Source organism: Kribbella sp. NPDC003557 (assembly GCF_040610805.1).
In the GTDB taxonomy this organism is placed as follows: domain Bacteria; phylum Actinomycetota; class Actinomycetes; order Propionibacteriales; family Kribbellaceae; genus Kribbella.
On sequence record NZ_JBEXMY010000004.1, the window covers coordinates 241,713 to 256,032 of the forward strand.

The 14,320-nt window shown below is 72.1% G+C and carries 11 protein-coding genes and 1 pseudogene; 5 read left to right on the forward strand and 7 right to left on the reverse strand.

Annotated elements, in window-relative coordinates; genetic code table 11:
• Window positions 1-28 precede the first annotated feature (28 nt).
• Entirely contained in the window at window positions 29-856 is an 828-nt protein-coding gene (locus ABZW60_RS17705; protein ID WP_355477996.1) for an EamA family transporter, read from the forward strand.
• Window positions 857-975: 119 nt separating this feature from the next.
• Entirely contained in the window at window positions 976-2,253 is a 1,278-nt protein-coding gene (locus ABZW60_RS17710) for a peroxidase family protein (RefSeq protein ID WP_355477998.1), read from the forward strand.
• Here the strand turns inward: ABZW60_RS17710 and ABZW60_RS17715 are convergent.
• The 4 genes from ABZW60_RS17715 to ABZW60_RS17730 all read right to left on the reverse strand — a co-directional run bounded on the left by ABZW60_RS17715 (window position 2,231) and on the right by ABZW60_RS17730 (window position 7,769).
• Window positions 2,231-3,583: an FAD-dependent oxidoreductase gene (locus tag ABZW60_RS17715; protein ID WP_355478000.1), complete on the reverse strand. Its 1,353-nt coding sequence runs from the start codon at window positions 3,581-3,583 to the stop codon at window positions 2,231-2,233. The genes ABZW60_RS17710 and ABZW60_RS17715 overlap by 23 nt on opposite strands.
• A 62-nt stretch (window positions 3,584-3,645) precedes the next feature.
• Window positions 3,646-6,378 (reverse strand): AAA family ATPase, encoded by a 2,733-nt coding sequence (locus tag ABZW60_RS17720; RefSeq protein ID WP_355478002.1) that lies wholly within the window; start codon window positions 6,376-6,378, stop codon window positions 3,646-3,648.
• 64 nt (window positions 6,379-6,442) lie between these two features.
• The gene (locus ABZW60_RS17725; RefSeq protein ID WP_355478004.1) at window positions 6,443-6,934 is read right to left on the reverse strand and encodes a sigma-70 family RNA polymerase sigma factor; all 492 of its coding nucleotides are present in this window, start codon (window positions 6,932-6,934) and stop codon (window positions 6,443-6,445) included.
• 124 nt (window positions 6,935-7,058) lie between these two features.
• Entirely contained in the window at window positions 7,059-7,769 is a 711-nt protein-coding gene (locus tag ABZW60_RS17730) for an alpha/beta hydrolase (RefSeq protein ID WP_355478005.1), read from the reverse strand.
• A gap of 134 nt (window positions 7,770-7,903) precedes the next feature.
• Here ABZW60_RS17730 and ABZW60_RS17735 point away from each other — a divergent pair, with 134 nt between their 5' ends.
• Both ABZW60_RS17735 and ABZW60_RS17740 read left to right on the forward strand, forming a co-directional pair.
• Complete coding sequence (locus tag ABZW60_RS17735) at window positions 7,904-9,634, forward strand: FAD-dependent oxidoreductase (protein WP_355478007.1); 1,731 nt, start codon at window positions 7,904-7,906, stop codon at window positions 9,632-9,634.
• On the forward strand, window positions 9,631-10,380 hold the full coding sequence (locus ABZW60_RS17740) for a methyltransferase domain-containing protein (RefSeq protein ID WP_355478009.1): 750 nt from the start codon (window positions 9,631-9,633) through the stop codon (window positions 10,378-10,380). The genes ABZW60_RS17735 and ABZW60_RS17740 overlap by 4 nt, the downstream gene beginning before the upstream one ends.
• On the opposite strand, the gene ABZW60_RS17745 is transcribed toward ABZW60_RS17740, so the two are convergent.
• Window positions 10,357-11,238, reverse strand: a complete 882-nt coding sequence (locus tag ABZW60_RS17745; protein ID WP_355478011.1) for a LysR family transcriptional regulator — start codon at window positions 11,236-11,238, stop codon at window positions 10,357-10,359. The genes ABZW60_RS17740 and ABZW60_RS17745 overlap by 24 nt on opposite strands.
• Before the next feature lie 72 nt (window positions 11,239-11,310).
• Between ABZW60_RS17745 and ABZW60_RS17750 the strand changes: the two genes are divergently transcribed.
• Window positions 11,311-12,201: an EamA family transporter gene (locus ABZW60_RS17750; protein WP_355478013.1), complete on the forward strand. Its 891-nt coding sequence runs from the start codon at window positions 11,311-11,313 to the stop codon at window positions 12,199-12,201.
• Window positions 12,202-12,588: 387 nt separating this feature from the next.
• Here the strand turns inward: ABZW60_RS17750 and ABZW60_RS17755 are convergent.
• Window positions 12,589-13,278: pseudogene (locus ABZW60_RS17755) on the reverse strand (NADPH-dependent F420 reductase); the annotation flags it as partial.
• Window positions 13,251-14,312, reverse strand: a complete 1,062-nt coding sequence (locus tag ABZW60_RS17760; protein WP_355478014.1) for an LLM class flavin-dependent oxidoreductase — start codon at window positions 14,310-14,312, stop codon at window positions 13,251-13,253. The gene ABZW60_RS17760 and the pseudogene ABZW60_RS17755, both read right to left, overlap by 28 nt.
• Between the last annotated feature and the right edge of the window lie 8 nt (window positions 14,313-14,320).

Here is a 14,320-nt window from a genome sequence, read left to right on the forward strand (position 1 = left end):
ACCCGACGGGCCGGATACCGGACACCCGATGGGTGTCGGACTCGCACTGGCGTCCGCGCTGTGCTTCGGGCTGTCGGACTTCGCGGCCGGACTGGCCGCCCGCCGCCTGCACAGCGCGGTCGTCGTCCTGCTCGGTCAGATCTGCGGAGTCGTCCTGGTCACGCTGACGGCCCTGTTCGTGGCCGCACCGGGCGTCACGCCGACGGATCTCGCCTGGGGTGCGGTGTCCGGGATCGGGACCGGCCTCGGTGCCGCGTTCCTGTTCCAGGCGATGAAGGTCGGCCGGTTCAGCCTCGTCGTGCCGCTGAGTGATGTCGCCGGCGTGGCGATCCCGGTGGTGATCGGCGTGGCGCTGCTGCACGACCACCTGCACTGGTGGGCCTGGGCCGGATTCGCGATCGCCGCACCTGCGATCTGGCTGATGACGAGCCGCCGCGGACCACGCAACGGTACGACGGCGGGCGCGGGGTGGGCATTGCTGTCCGGCGCCGCGTTCGCACTGCAGTACGTCGCCCTCGCACGCGCCGACGAAGCCGCGGGGCTGTGGCCGCTGGCGTTCAACCGGCTGGTGGCCGTGCTGACGGTCGCGCCGATCGCCGTACGGCGTGAGCGGCTGCGGATGGCCGGCCGGACGGCGATGCTCGCGGTCGCGTCCGGGGTGCTCGGGACGTGCGCGATCGGCGCGTTCCTGCTCGCCTCCCGCGAGCAGGCGCTCTCGGTCGCGGTCGTGCTGACCTCGCTCTATCCTGCCGTCACCGTGCTGCTCGGCCTGACCGTGCTGCACGAACGCCTGACCGTTCGGCAGGTGGCCGGGCTGCTGTGCGCCGCGGCGACCGTGGTCCTGGTCTCGCTCTGAGCAGCGCGGTCACAACCGCGGCGGCTGCTCGGTCTTTCCTGTGGATTCGGATCTTCGGGAGGTAGTGGATGAGCAGGCATCCGGCGGCACGCGACCATTGTCTGAGCCTGGTGCGCAGCGTGGATCGGCCGACTGGCGGGGCGCGGTACGGGCGGATGTTTCCGGGGCTGGAGCCGCTGGGGGCGGATCCGCAGGTGCTGATGCGGGCAGGCGCGGACGGCGGGATCTGTGACGCCGCCGCGGTGCTCGATCCCGGCAGCGGCGGGGACGACGCGGACCAGGCGGCCGGGTGGCCGTTCTTCGGGCAGTTGCTGGCGCACGACACGACCGCGGACCGCTCACCGATCGCGGGCGGCGTCGAGACCGGCGCGTTGCGGAACGCGCGCTCGCCGCGGCTCAACCTCGAGATGCTGTACGCCGACGGGCCGATCGGCTCGCCGTACCTGTTCGACCTGCACGACCCGGCGAAATTCCTGCTGGCCGGGGACGACGTGCCGCGGAACCCGCAGGGCGTGGCGCTGATCGGTGACCCGCGCAACGACGTCCACCTGTTCTCACTGACGCTGCACGTGGCGTTGCTGCGGGCCCACAACCGGATCGTCGACTGGCTGCGGGCGAGCGGCATCCCCGAGCAGGAGGTGTTCGAGCGGGCGCGGATCACCCTCACCTGGCACTACCAGTGGGTCGTGGTGCACGACTTCCTGCCGCGGCTGGTCGGGCGGCCGCTGGTGGACGAGGTGCTGACCGACGGCGGGACGTGGTTCACGCCGGAGCCGCTGCAGGCGTTCATCCCGTTGGAGTTCGCGGACGCGGCGTACCGCTACGGGCACGGCCAGATCCGGCACACGTACCGGCTGGTCGAGGGTGGACCCGAAGTGCCGCTGTTCCCCGATCTGGTCGGCTTCGGCCCGCCTCGGCAGCGGCTCGATCTCACGCAGGTGTTCGACGTCCCCGGCCATCCGCCGGCGCAACGCGCGAAGCGGCTCGACGGCCGGCTGCCCGCGAGCCTGATCGGACTGCCCGAGCAGGTCACCGGCGCCGTCGACGAGACGGCCTACAAGTCCCTCGCGGTGCGCGACCTGCTCCGCGGCGGCACCACCGGTCTGCCCAGCGGCGAGGAGGTCGCCAAGCTGCTCGACGTACCGCCGCTCGCCGACGGCACCTGGCCGGGCGGTACGCCGCTGTGGTTCTACATCCTGAAGGAGTCCGAGTACCTCGGCGACGGCGACCGCCTCGGACCGGTGGGCGGCCGGATCGTCGCCGAAGTACTGATCGGACTGCTGCGGGCGGACCCGGCGAGCTATCTGAGTCTCGAGCCCGGCTGGCAGCCGACGCTGCCGGCCGCCGGCGAGACGTTCGGGCTGACCGACCTGCTCATCCCGGACGGCTCGCGCTGAGGCTGCGGGACGGCGTCGACGTCCGAGCCTCGGTCTGGAACGCCTCCCGCGGACTCTGGACCGAGGCCAGCGACACGATGTCGCGGCCGTAGAAGAACGACACCAGCCAGATCGACAGCACCCGCATCTTCCGGTCCCAGGTCGGGACCGCCAGCACGTGGTAGCCGCGGTGCATCAGCCAGGCCGGCAGGCCCTTGATGACGAGCCGCTTGTACTGGAAGATCCCGTGGCCGAGGCCGAGGGTCGCGATCACGCCCAGGCTGTTGTGCCGGTAGTTCTTCGGCGCCCGCCCGCGCAGCGACCGCAGCAGGTTCTTGGCCAGCAGCTTCCCCTGCCGTACGGCGTTCTGCGCGTTCGGCACCGTGTAGGCGCCCTTGACCGGCGACGCCAGGTCGGGCACGGCCGCGTCGTCACCGGCGGCCCAGGCGTCGGTGATCACCTCGGCGTCGGTGCCGATCCGCAGGTCCGCCCGGACCTGGACCAGGCCGCGCTCGTTGTGCGGCAGGTCGGTGTGGTTGCGCAGCAGCCGGGTCGCGGCGTTGCCCGCCGTCCAGACGATCAGCTCCGAGTCGAACTCGGACCCGTCCGACAGCACCACGTGACCGTCGTCGGCCGACTGCATCGTGGTGTTCAGGTGCACGACCGCGCCGCGCTTCTCGAGCATCTTCACCACCCACTCGCCCGGCCGGTCGGTCACCTCCGGCAGGATCCGCGGGGTCGCCTCGACGAGATGGAACCCGAGCTCGTCCGCGGACAGCTCCGGGTACTTCTTCAGCAGCGCGCGAGCCAGCGACAGCAGCTCCGCGAACCCTTCGACGCCGGAGAACCCGCCGCCGACGAACGTGACCGTCAGCAGCTTGCGCCGCTCCGGCCCCGGTGGCAGCCCGGCCGCCTCGTCGAAGGCGGTGAACAGCCGGTCCCGGATCGCCACGGCCTCCTCGACGTGCTTCATCCCGATCGCCCGCTCCGCCACGCCCGGTACGTCGAACGTCCGCGTCACCGCGCCGGCGGTCACCGCGATCACGTCGTACGTCATCTGGTAGTCCGGCCCGTCCGCCGGGTGGATCGTCACGGTCCTGTCCGCGTGCGAGATGTTCGTGACCATGCCGGCCACGAGCTTGGTGTGCCGCAGGTTGCGCCGCAGCGACACCGCCGCGTGCCGGGCCTCGACGGACCCGGCGACCACCTCGGGCAGGAACGGCTGGTACGTCATGTACGGCCGCGGGTCGACCACGACCACCTCGGCCTCGCCGCGCCGCAGCTTCTTCTCCAGCCGCCACGCCGTGTAGAACCCGGCATACCCGCCGCCCACCACCAGGATCCTGCGCACCGCACTCTCCGTCCGTCGACTTTCCCACAAGTAAGACACCCGGCCACGGCCGGATGTGACATCTACGGGCGGAGCTGTTTGCGGGAGGTGATCCCCAGCTTGGCGAAGACCTTGCGCAGATGCCACTCGACAGTGTGCTGGCTGAGGAACATCTGTGCACCGATCTCGGCATTCGTCAGCCCCGCGCCGGCCAGCTCGGCGATCCGCGCCTCCTGCGCGGTCAGCGAGTCCCGGCCCGAGGTGTCCGCCGCCCGGCGTTCGTCCAGCACCTCGCCGGTCGCCGCGAGCTCCCGCGCCGCCCGCTCCGCGAACGCGCCGGCGCCGGCCTCCGAGAACAGCTTGTACGCCATCCGCAGCTGGCCGCGCGCGTCCTGCCGGCGTCCTTCCCGCCGCAGCCACTCGCCGTACACCAGGTGTGTGCGCGCCAGGTCCATCCGCATCCGCGTCCGGCTCAGCCGCTCGATCCCTTCCTGGTACGCCGCCTCGGCCGCACGGCCGTCCGATCGCAGACCGGTCGCGCGGGCCAGGATCCCGAGGCCCCAGTCCGTCCCCGTCGCCTCGGCCTGTTCCTTCAGCCGGGCGTACCCCTCCGCCGCGTCGTCCGGCCGACCCGCGCGCGACGCCGCCTCGATCAGCTCCGGCAGGGCCCAGCTCGCCGCGCCGAGCTCCGCCGGATAGGCGGTCGCCGCGAGACCTGAGGCCAGCGCGGTCGGGTACTGCGCCTGGCCGTTGTGCAGCAAGGCGTTGGCCATGTGTGCGAACGACACCGCACCGCCCTCGCCGCGCGTGGCCGAGTCGTCCAGGCTGGCGGCGATCAACGCCGCCGCGTCGGTCTGTCCACGCCACGCCGCCAGGCAGATCTCGCCGTACGACGCCAGGTCCGCGCCGGTCGCGTCGTGGATGGTCCGCACCTCGGCGAGCAGCGCGGCGCCCGCGGTGAGCTCGCCGCCGAACAGGCTCAGCATCACGCGGTGGTGGAGGACGAGCGGCAACTGGTTGAGATCGCCGACGTCGCGGGCGATCCGGAGGTGCCGGGCGGTGAGCAGGTCCCAGTTGCGGTCGTCCCACAGGTTCACGGCCAGCACCGCGGTCAGCCACATCCAGGTGAGGTCGTCCGTCTCCGCCGTCCCGTTCTCCGCCTCGAACGCGCTCATCGCAGCCCGGGCCGGCGCGACCATGGCCGGGTAGCCGTCCGCGAACAGCGTGGCGACCGCGTCGTACAGCAGGTCACGTTTGCGCGGTTCCGCCAGCCGCGGCACGGCCTTGGCGGCGCGGGCGACGTACGCGATCCCGTGGTCCCGGCCGAAGCGGCCGGCGAACTGGGCCGCGGCGAGGGCGTTCAGATAGGTGTCCCGCGCCAGGCCGAGGTCGAGCGGTTCGAGCCGCCGGGCGGCGTCGAGCAGCAGCGGCGGCGCTTCCAGACTGTGCCCGGACGCGAAGGTCACCTGGGCACGCATCAGGTTCACGCGCGCCTGGTGCAGGTCGTCGACCGGCCCCTGGCCGGCGGTGTTCAGCAGTCGCAGCGCGGTCTCGAACGCGCCCGCCGCCAGGCTCGCCTGCGCCGCGGCCAGGGCACGGACCGAGCGCATCGCAGGATCCGGCGTCAGCTCGGTCGCGCGCTGCAGGAACGCGGACGAGGCCGCCATCCCGCCGCGGCGCTGCGCCCGGTCGGCCGAGCTCACCAACTCGGCGGCGACGTCCTCGTCCGGGCCGTCGGCGCCCTGGGCGCGATGCCAGGCGCGGCGGTCGGGATCGAGCTCCGGGTCGATCGCCTCCGCGAGGGCCTGGTGCGCGGCGCGCCGGTCCGCCGGATCCGCGGCGCGGTACGTCGCCGAGCGGACCAGCGGGTGCCGGAACCGGACCCGGGCCGCGATATCGATCAACCCGGCTGCCTCGGCAGAAGCCACCGCGCTCATAGGTACGCCGAGCAGGGCCACGGCGCGCACCAGCAGCGGTACGTCGCCGACCGGCTCGGCGGCCGCGGTCAGCAGCAGCCGCTGCGTGTCCCGCGGGAGCGTCTGGACGCGGAGCGCGAAGTTCTGCTCGATCTGGCTCGCGAGCGGCCGGGTGTCCGGTCGCTCGAACCCGCCGGCCAGTTGCGCGGCGGTCAGCCCGCGCGGCAGCTCCATCAGCGCGAGCGGGTTGCCCCGGGTCTCGGCCACGATCCGGTCGCGCACCGGCGCGTCGAGCCGCCCGGGGACGACGGAGTCGAGCAGCGAACCGGCGTACTCGTCGGCCAGCCCTCCGACCGCCAGCTCCGGGAACCCGCTCCACTCCGGTCCGGTCACCGGCTCGCGCAGCGAGAACACCAGACCGATCCGGTCCGCGAACAGCCGGCGCCCGACGAAGGTCAGCGTCTGGACCGAGGCCTGGTCGAGCCATTGCGCGTCGTCGACGACACACAGCAGCGGCTCCCGATCGGAAGCCGCTGACAGCAGACTCAGCGTCGCCGCACCGATCAGGAACCGGTCCGGCGGTCCCCCGCTGCTCAGACCGAACGCGACCTCCAAGGCTCCGCGCTGCGGACCCGGCAGCCGGTCGCTGAGACCGAGCATCGGCAGACACAACTGGTGCAGGCCGGCGAACGGGACTTCCATCTCCGACTCGACCCCGGACGCGCGCGCGACCCGGCAGCCGTCGGCCCGTGCGGCGACGTACTCGAGCAGCGCCGACTTGCCGATGCCGGCCTCGCCGCGCACGACGAGCACCTGCCCCTCACCGGAGCGCACCCCGGCGACCACGTGGTCCAGGCGTGCGCATTCCGCTCGCCGCCCGCGTAATCGCTCCCACCCCACCCGTCAGAGGCTACGTGGGAACAGCGATACGGGTACAGAACCCCCGAGTACCGCAACCGCCCGGTCACACGGCTTCCTGCGCCAGCCGGTCGCGGGCGCGCTTGACGAGCTGCCGCGCGTTCGGCGTACCGATGCGGAGCGTCTCGGCGATGTCCCGGTACGGGTACCCGAAGCCTTCCCGCAGGACGTACGTCGCCCGCTCGGCCGGCGAGAGCCGGTCCTTCAGCAGCTGGACGGCGACCGCGAACGCCTCCTGGTCCTCGGCATGCGCCTGCGGATCGGGCCCGGTCGCCACGCGCTCGTCGGGTAGCCAGGGCCCGACCGTCGTCTCGTGCCGGCGCCGCGCCGACTGCACCAGGTTGATCGCCAGCCGCGACACCGTGGTCGCCAGGAACGCCTGCGGGTCGGCGACCCCCGACCGGTCCGTCCGCTGCCAGCGCACCCAGACGTCCTGCACGAGCTCCTCGGCCTCGTGCGGATTGCCGACGATCCGGCGCGCGATCCGGAACAACCGCGGCCGGGCCTGCAGGAACTCGTCCAACCCCGCCGTACTCACGATCCGGCCTCCTGACGCTGGGGAACACTGTCAGCGTCGGCCGTCGACCACGGGGTCCGCGCCCTGGAGACCCCATGGTCGAGTTCGTGGTCGGGTTCGTGGCCGCGTGCGTGGCCACGGGTGGTCAGGCGTTCATGGCGTCCAGGATGGTGGCCGTGACGGCCTCCGGCTGGGACACGCTGAGGGCGTGCGAGGCGCCGGCGATCTCGCGGGTGTCCTTGGCGCCGGCGCGGTCGGCGAGGAACCGGTGCAGCGCCACCGGGATGTTCAGGTCCTGGTCACTGAACACGAACCAGGACGGGATCGTCTGCCACGCGGGCGTGGCCGTGGGCAGCGGCGCGGTCAGCGCGGCCTCGGTGGCCGGCCGCTGGGTCGCGGCCATCAGCGCGGCCTGCTCGGCGGGGACGTCGGCGCAGAACTGCTGACGGAACACGTCCGTACGGATCGCGAGCTCGTTGCCGCCGGTGCTCACCGGGTACGCGTTCAGTGCCGCGCCGAGCGTGCTGCCCGGGAACATCAGCGACAGCTGGAACGCGGTCTCGCCGTGGTCCGGTGCGAACGCGCAGACGTACACGAGCGCCTGCACGGCGTCGTTGCCGGCGGCGGCCTGCGTGATCACCATGCCGCCGTACGAGTGCGCGACCAGGACCACCGGCTTGCCGATCCCGGCGATCACGTCGCGGACGTACTGCGCGTCGCCTTCGAGGCTGCGCAGCGGGTTGGCGACCGCGACGGTCTCGATCGACCGCGCCCGCAGCCGCTCGACGACGCCGTTCCAGCTGGCCGACTCGGCGAACGCACCGTGCACCAGGACGACGACCGGATTCTCACTCATGGGGATCTCCTCTTGTCTCGGGTACTGGGTGAGACCGGACAGACAGCCGGGGTGTGACCGGGGAGACAGTCACAGAACGCCACTCTGCGTTGTCCTGGTGAGTGAGAGCATCCGCGGCGCACGAAGGAGAACAGATGAGCATCACCGAGCAGCAGATCGCCACGTCGGTCCTGGTGATCGGAACCGGTGGTGCCGGCCTCCGGGCGGCGATCGAGCTGGCCGAGCAGGGCGTCGAGGTTCTCGCCCTCGGCAAACGCCCGCGCTCCGACGCGCACACCTCACTGGCGGCCGGCGGCATCAACGCGGCACTGGCGACGATGGACCCGGCCGACACCTGGCAGCAGCACGCGGCCGACACCCTGCAGGAGAGCTACCTGCTCGCGAACCCGGTGACCGTGCAGGTCGTCGCGCAGGGCGCGGCCCGCGGGATCGAGGACCTCGAACGCTGGGGGATGCCGTTCGCGCGCGAGGCCGACGGGCGGATCTCGCAGCGGTTCTTCGGCGCGCACACCTACCGCCGGACCGCGTTCGCCGGCGACTACACCGGGCTGGAGATCCAGCGCACGCTGATCAACCGCGCGGTCCAGCTCGGCGTACCGATCCTGGACACCGTCTACGTCACCCGGATCCTGGTGAAGGACAACACGGTCTTCGGCGCGTACGGGTTCGACCTGACCACGGGCCGGCGGTATGTCATCCACGCCGACGCGGTGATCCTGGCCGCGGGCGGTCACACCCGGATCTGGCGGCGGACGTCGTCACGGCGCGACGAGAACACCGGCGACGCGTTCCGGCTGGCCGTGCTGGCGGGCGGGCGGCTGCGCGATCCCGAACTGGTGCAGTTCCACCCGTCCGGGCTGATCGAGCCCGAGAACGCGGCCGGCACGCTCGTCTCCGAGGCGGCCCGCGGCGAGGGCGGCCAGTTGCGCAACGCGCTCGGCGAGCGGTTCATGGCCCGGTACGACGCGGAGCGGATGGAGCTGTCGACACGGGACCGGGTCGCGCTGGCGGAGTACACCGAGATCGCGGAAGGCCGCGGGACGCAGAACGGCGGCGTCTGGCTGGACGTGTCGCACCTGCCCCGCGAGACGATCATGCGGCGGCTGCCGCGGGTCTACCAGACGCTGCTCGAGCTGCAGATGCTCGACATCACCAGGCAGCCGATCGAGATCGCGCCGACCGCGCACTACTCGATGGGCGGGGTCTGGGTCCGTCCCGAGGACCACGGCACCGGCGTCGACGGGTTGTGGGCGATCGGCGAGGCGGCCAGCGGGTTGCACGGCGCGAACCGGCTCGGCGGCAACTCGCTGATCGAGCTGCTCGTCTTCGGGCGGATCGTCGCCGAGGAAGCCGCGAAGTACTCGATCGGCCGGCAGGCCCAGCTGCGCTCCGCGGATGCCGTCGCCGAGGCCCGGGCCGAGGTCGACCAACTGCTGACGAACGACGGCCCGGAGAACGTCCGCGCCCTGCAGCGTGCGCTGCGCGACACGATGACGGCGCGGGCCGGTGTCGTCCGCGACGAGGCGGGTCTGGAGGCCGGCCTCGCGGAGCTCGCGGACGTCGAGGAACGGATCACGCAGATCGGCGTCCACCCGGACATCGCCGGCTTCCAGGACCTGGCCCACGCCTTCGACCTGAAGGCGTCGGCGCTGGCCGCGCGGGCGACGCTGGATGCGGCGCTCGTACGACGGGAGACCCGCGGCTGCCACAACCGGTCGGACTACCCGGACCTCGACGAGTCGCTCCAGGTCAACCTCGTCTGGTCCGGTCCGGGCGCGATCGACCAGGAGCCGATCCCGCCGATCCCGGACGAGCTGCGCACGCTGATGCGGCACGTCTCGTCCGACGGCAAGCTGGTGGAATGACCGCGCCGGCGATGGTCGCCGAGTTCGACGACGTGGCCGCCTGGACCGCGGAGGCCGTCGAGCACCTCGGGGACCAGCACGCGATCCCGGCGGCCTGCCGCGGCAGTTCGAGCCCGGCCGCGCTGGCCTGGCTCGCCGAGGCGTGCGAATTGTCGCCGGGCGACCGGCTCCTCGACGTCGGCGCGGGCTCCGGCGGCCCCGCGGCCTGGGCGGCCCGGCGGTTCGGCGTACGTCCCGTGCTGCTGGATCCGATGCCCTCCGCGGGCCGCGCCGCGTCCCGGCTGTTCGGCCTGCCGGTCGTCACCGCCGACGGCCGGCACCTCCCGCTGCGCGACGGGTCGATCGAGGTCGCCTGGTGCCTCGGCGTCCTGTGCACGGTCGAGGACAAGGCCGCCGTACTGCGGGAGATCCACCGCGTCCTCGGACCGCGCGCGTCCCTCGGCCTGCTCGTCGTGGTCGCGAACCGTCCCGTCCCGGAACCGCCCGACGGTAACCACTTCCCCACCCAGGCCGAACTCACCGCCGTCCTCGACCACACCGGCTTCGACCTCGTCGAGCAGACCGAACGCCCCGCCGCCGTTCCCCTGTCCTGGACCCGCCGAGCCGCCGAGGTCACCGCCCACATCACCGCCCGCTACCGAACCCACCCCGCCTACACCCTCGCCACCCGCCAGGACACCCGCCTCACCCACCTCTTCGCCAACGGCCACCTGACCCTGCAACTACTTCACGCGGTCAGGCGCTAGCAGGCCGAGCAGGAGTGCGAGGGGTGGCCAGTCGGTGCGGCCGCGGCGGATCAGGGCGTGGGCTCGCATTCGGGGCTCGGGGTCGTGGAGGCGGCGGAGGGAGAGGCCGGTCGCTCGCGGGTAGGAGGCGGGGAGGAGGGCGACGCCGAGGCCGGCGAGGATCATCTCCTGGACGAGCCGCAGACTGTCGGCGCGTTGGGTGACGCGGGGTTCGAAGCCGGCCAGGGCGGCGATGGTGCGGACGACCTGTGCGTCGGCGGTGTGCCGGGAGTTCACGATCCAGTCGCTGTCGGCGTACGCGCCGATGACGTCGACCGCCGTACCCGTCGTACGCCGGGAGCGTGACGGGACGGCGAGGCTCCAGCTGTTCTCCCACAGCGGGACGGCTTGCACCGCGGCGTCATGTGGCGCGGGCGCGAGGTTGTAGTCGTAGGTGAGCGCGAGGTCGACCTGATCGCGTTCGAGCAGTGCGATCGCCTCGGGTGGTTCGTGCTCCTGGATCTCCACCCGGACGGCGGACGGCAGCCGCGGTACGACGGGCAGCAGCGTGTCGCGGATCGCGGTGTGGAAGGCGGCTACGCGGACGGTGCCGGCCGGTTCGGCGGACGGGTCGAGGTCGGCTCGGGCTGCCTCGTGGGCGGCGAGGATGTGGACGGCGTGCTCGGCCAGCCGGCGGCCTGCCGGGGTGAGACGGACGCGGCGGCCGTCGGGCTCCAGCAGCGGTGTGCCGACCTCCTGGGCGAGCGCCGCGATCTGTTGCGAGACGGTCGAGGTGGTGACGCCGAGCACGTCGGAGACGGCGCGCATCGAGCCCAGGCGCGACAGGGCGAGCAGGAGCTCGAGCCGGCGGACGTCCATTCACTGATCATGAACGATATATCCAGGATTCTCACGTGGACGCGAACGAAATCCCCGGCTTCACTGGACGGTATGCGCACACGTGAGACCGGTATCGCCTTCGCCGTGCTGTCGATGACGATGGTCCAACTGGGGCTGGCCGCCTCGGTCGGGCTGTTCGACCGGGTCGGGCCCGAGGGTGCTGCCTGGCTGCGTCTGGTGTGCGCCGGGCTGATCGTGCTGGTGCTGTTCCGGCCGCGGCCGAGCTCGTTCGATCGCAACGCGTTCCTCGCGGCGGTCGGCCTCGGCGTCGCCACGGCCGGCGTGACGCTGTTGTTCATGGCCGCCGCGGCTCGTCTCCCGCTCGGCACGGCGAGTGCGCTGGAGTTCCTCGGCCCGCTGTCGGTCGCCGTACTGCGAAGTCGCGGGCGACTGGTCTGGCCGGCGCTGGCGTTCGCGGGCGTCCTGCTCCTGACGCAGCCGTGGCACGGGTCGGTCGACGGGCCCGGCGTACTGTTCGCGCTCGGCGCGGCGGTGTGCTGGGCGGCGTACATCGTCCTGACCCAGCGCGTGGGCAGCAACGTCACCGGTCTTCAGGGGATGGGCGTGTCGCTCCCGGTCGCCGCGGTCGTCGCGACGGCCGCCGCCGGACCCGCGACGATCCCGGTCATGACGTGGCAACTGGCGGTCGTCGGTTTCGGGCTGGCGCTGCTGCTGCCGGTCATCCCGTTCAGCCTGGAGTACTTGGCACTCCGCCGCCTGGACGCCGGGGTCTTCGGAACCCTGATGAGCCTCGAACCGGCCCTGGCACTGCTGATCGGCTGGCTACTCCTCAGCCAATCCCCCACCCTTCTCCAGGCCTTCGGCATCGCCTGCGTGATCGCCGCCGGTATCGGAGCGGAAAAAGCAGTCCGCCATCGCCCCGAGCAGACAAAGCACGACCACCCCGACAACACCGTGATACCACTGCCAGCCGACGCCTAGCCCGACGAACCCGTCGACCACCATCACGGCCGCCCCGGAGCCGGCACCTGCCAACAGCAACACCACACCGGCCAGCAACACCCTCCGCGGTACGCCGAACCCGCGCACCGTCGCCACCGCGAGGGCCGCGCCGACCAAGCCGGTGATCGCGGCGAAAGCCTGCGCCGGCGCCGGGTCCAGGAAGTACGCGTCCTGCTCCGCGGCCGTCACGACCGGGCCGGTCGGGAAGCCCAACCGGCCCTCGACCGCGAACACCGCTTTGCCGACGGCATACCCGACCATCAGCACGGCAACGCCGTACGCCGGTAATTTCCGCATAGCCCGACCGTAGGAGTTCGCCCGGCGAACGGACTCCCTCCTACGGGTGATCGCTGTCCCCCACCTGAGCTAGGCGGCTGTGCGGGCTCTCGCTACTTCCTGGCCGCGGATGGTTTCCGGGTAGCGGTCCAGCATCTGCTGGAGTTCGCGGGCGTCGACGTTCGCGCCGAAGGGTTCGGTGCCCGGCTCCAGACGCTTGCCCTCGGCAAGTGGTCCGGCGAGGACCGGGTCGAAGCCGAGGGCGTCGACGATCTTCGCGACCTGCTCGGCGTCGGCCGGCTCGCCGGCGACGGCGATGGCCTTGCGATGCGCGGCGTGGGCGCCTTCGTCGAGGTCGTGGTAGCCCATGTGGTTGAAGGCCTTGACGACGCGCGACTCCGGCAGGAAGCGCTGGACGATCTCCGACGAGGACGTCCGCGGATCGGTGAGGTCGTCGCGGATGCCGTCGACCTCCCACCAGTAGTTCATCGCGTCGACGACCAGCTTGCCGCGCAGCGCCTCGACCGGGATCGTCCGGTGCTTGCCGAGCGGCAGCGCGAGGATCACCACGTCGGCCTCGGCGGCCGCCTGTTCCGCGGTCACCGCCACGGCGCCCGGCGTCACCACCTCGACGATCAGCGCGATCCTCGACACGTCACCCGACCCGGCGATCAGCACCCGGTACCCGGCCGCGACGGCGAGCCGCGCCAGCACCGTCCCGACCTTGCCGGCGCCGAGGATCCCGATCGTCGTCATGCGGACTCCGCCAGGATCTCGCGCACCAGCGGGACGACCTTGGTGCCGTACAGCTCGACGGCCTTCAGCCGTGCGCTCGACGGCAGCGGACCACCCGAGTAGATCAGGTCGAACCGCTCGACCCCGAGCGCCTTGACCGCGCCCGCGATCCGGCGCGCGACGGTCTCCGGCGAACCGACGTACATCGATCCGTGCAGCACCTCGGACTCGAACTCCTCCCGCTTCAGCGGCGGCCAGCCGCGCAGCGCGCCGATCCGGTCCCGCATCACCTTGTACGGCGCGTAGTAGATCTCCTTCGCCTGCTCGTCGGTCTCCGCGACGAACCCCGGCGAGTGCATCCCGACCGGGTGCGCGACGGTCCCGAACTGCTGGGCCGCCCGCTGGTAGAGGTCGATGTACGGCGCGAACCGGTCCGGCGACCCGCCGATGATCGCGAGCATCAGCGGCAGGCCGTAGTACGCCGTCCGCACCACGGACTGCGGCGACCCGCCGACCCCGACCCAGGTCGTCAGCCGGCCGGACTCGGTCTTCGGGTAGACCTCGATGTTGTCCAGCGCCGCCCGCACGGTGCCTTCCCAGCTCACCGGCTTCTCGTCGAGCAGCCGCACGAACAGCTGCAGCTTCTCCTCGAACAGCTTGTCGTAGTCCGCGAGGTCGTACCCGAACAGCGGGAACGACTCGGTGAACGAGCCGCGCCCGAGGATCACCTCGGCGCGCCCGTTCGACAGCGCGTCGACGGTCGAGAACCGCTGGAACACCCGGACCGGGTCGTCCGAGCTCAGCACGGTCACCCCGGATCCGAGCCGGATGTTCGAGGTCTGCGTCGCGATCCCGGCCAGCACCGTCTCCGGCGTCGAGATCGAGAACTCCGGCCGGTGGTGCTCACCGAGCGCGATCGCGTCCACGCCGATCTGGTCGGCCAGGACGGCCTCGTCGACCACCTGCCGGATCGCGGCCGCGGCCGTCACCGGCGCACCGCTGTCGTCCACCGGGATGTCACCGAAAGTATCGAGTCCGAAGGCCAGTTCGGCCATCTCCGCACGCTCCTGTCCACTCACGCACCAAG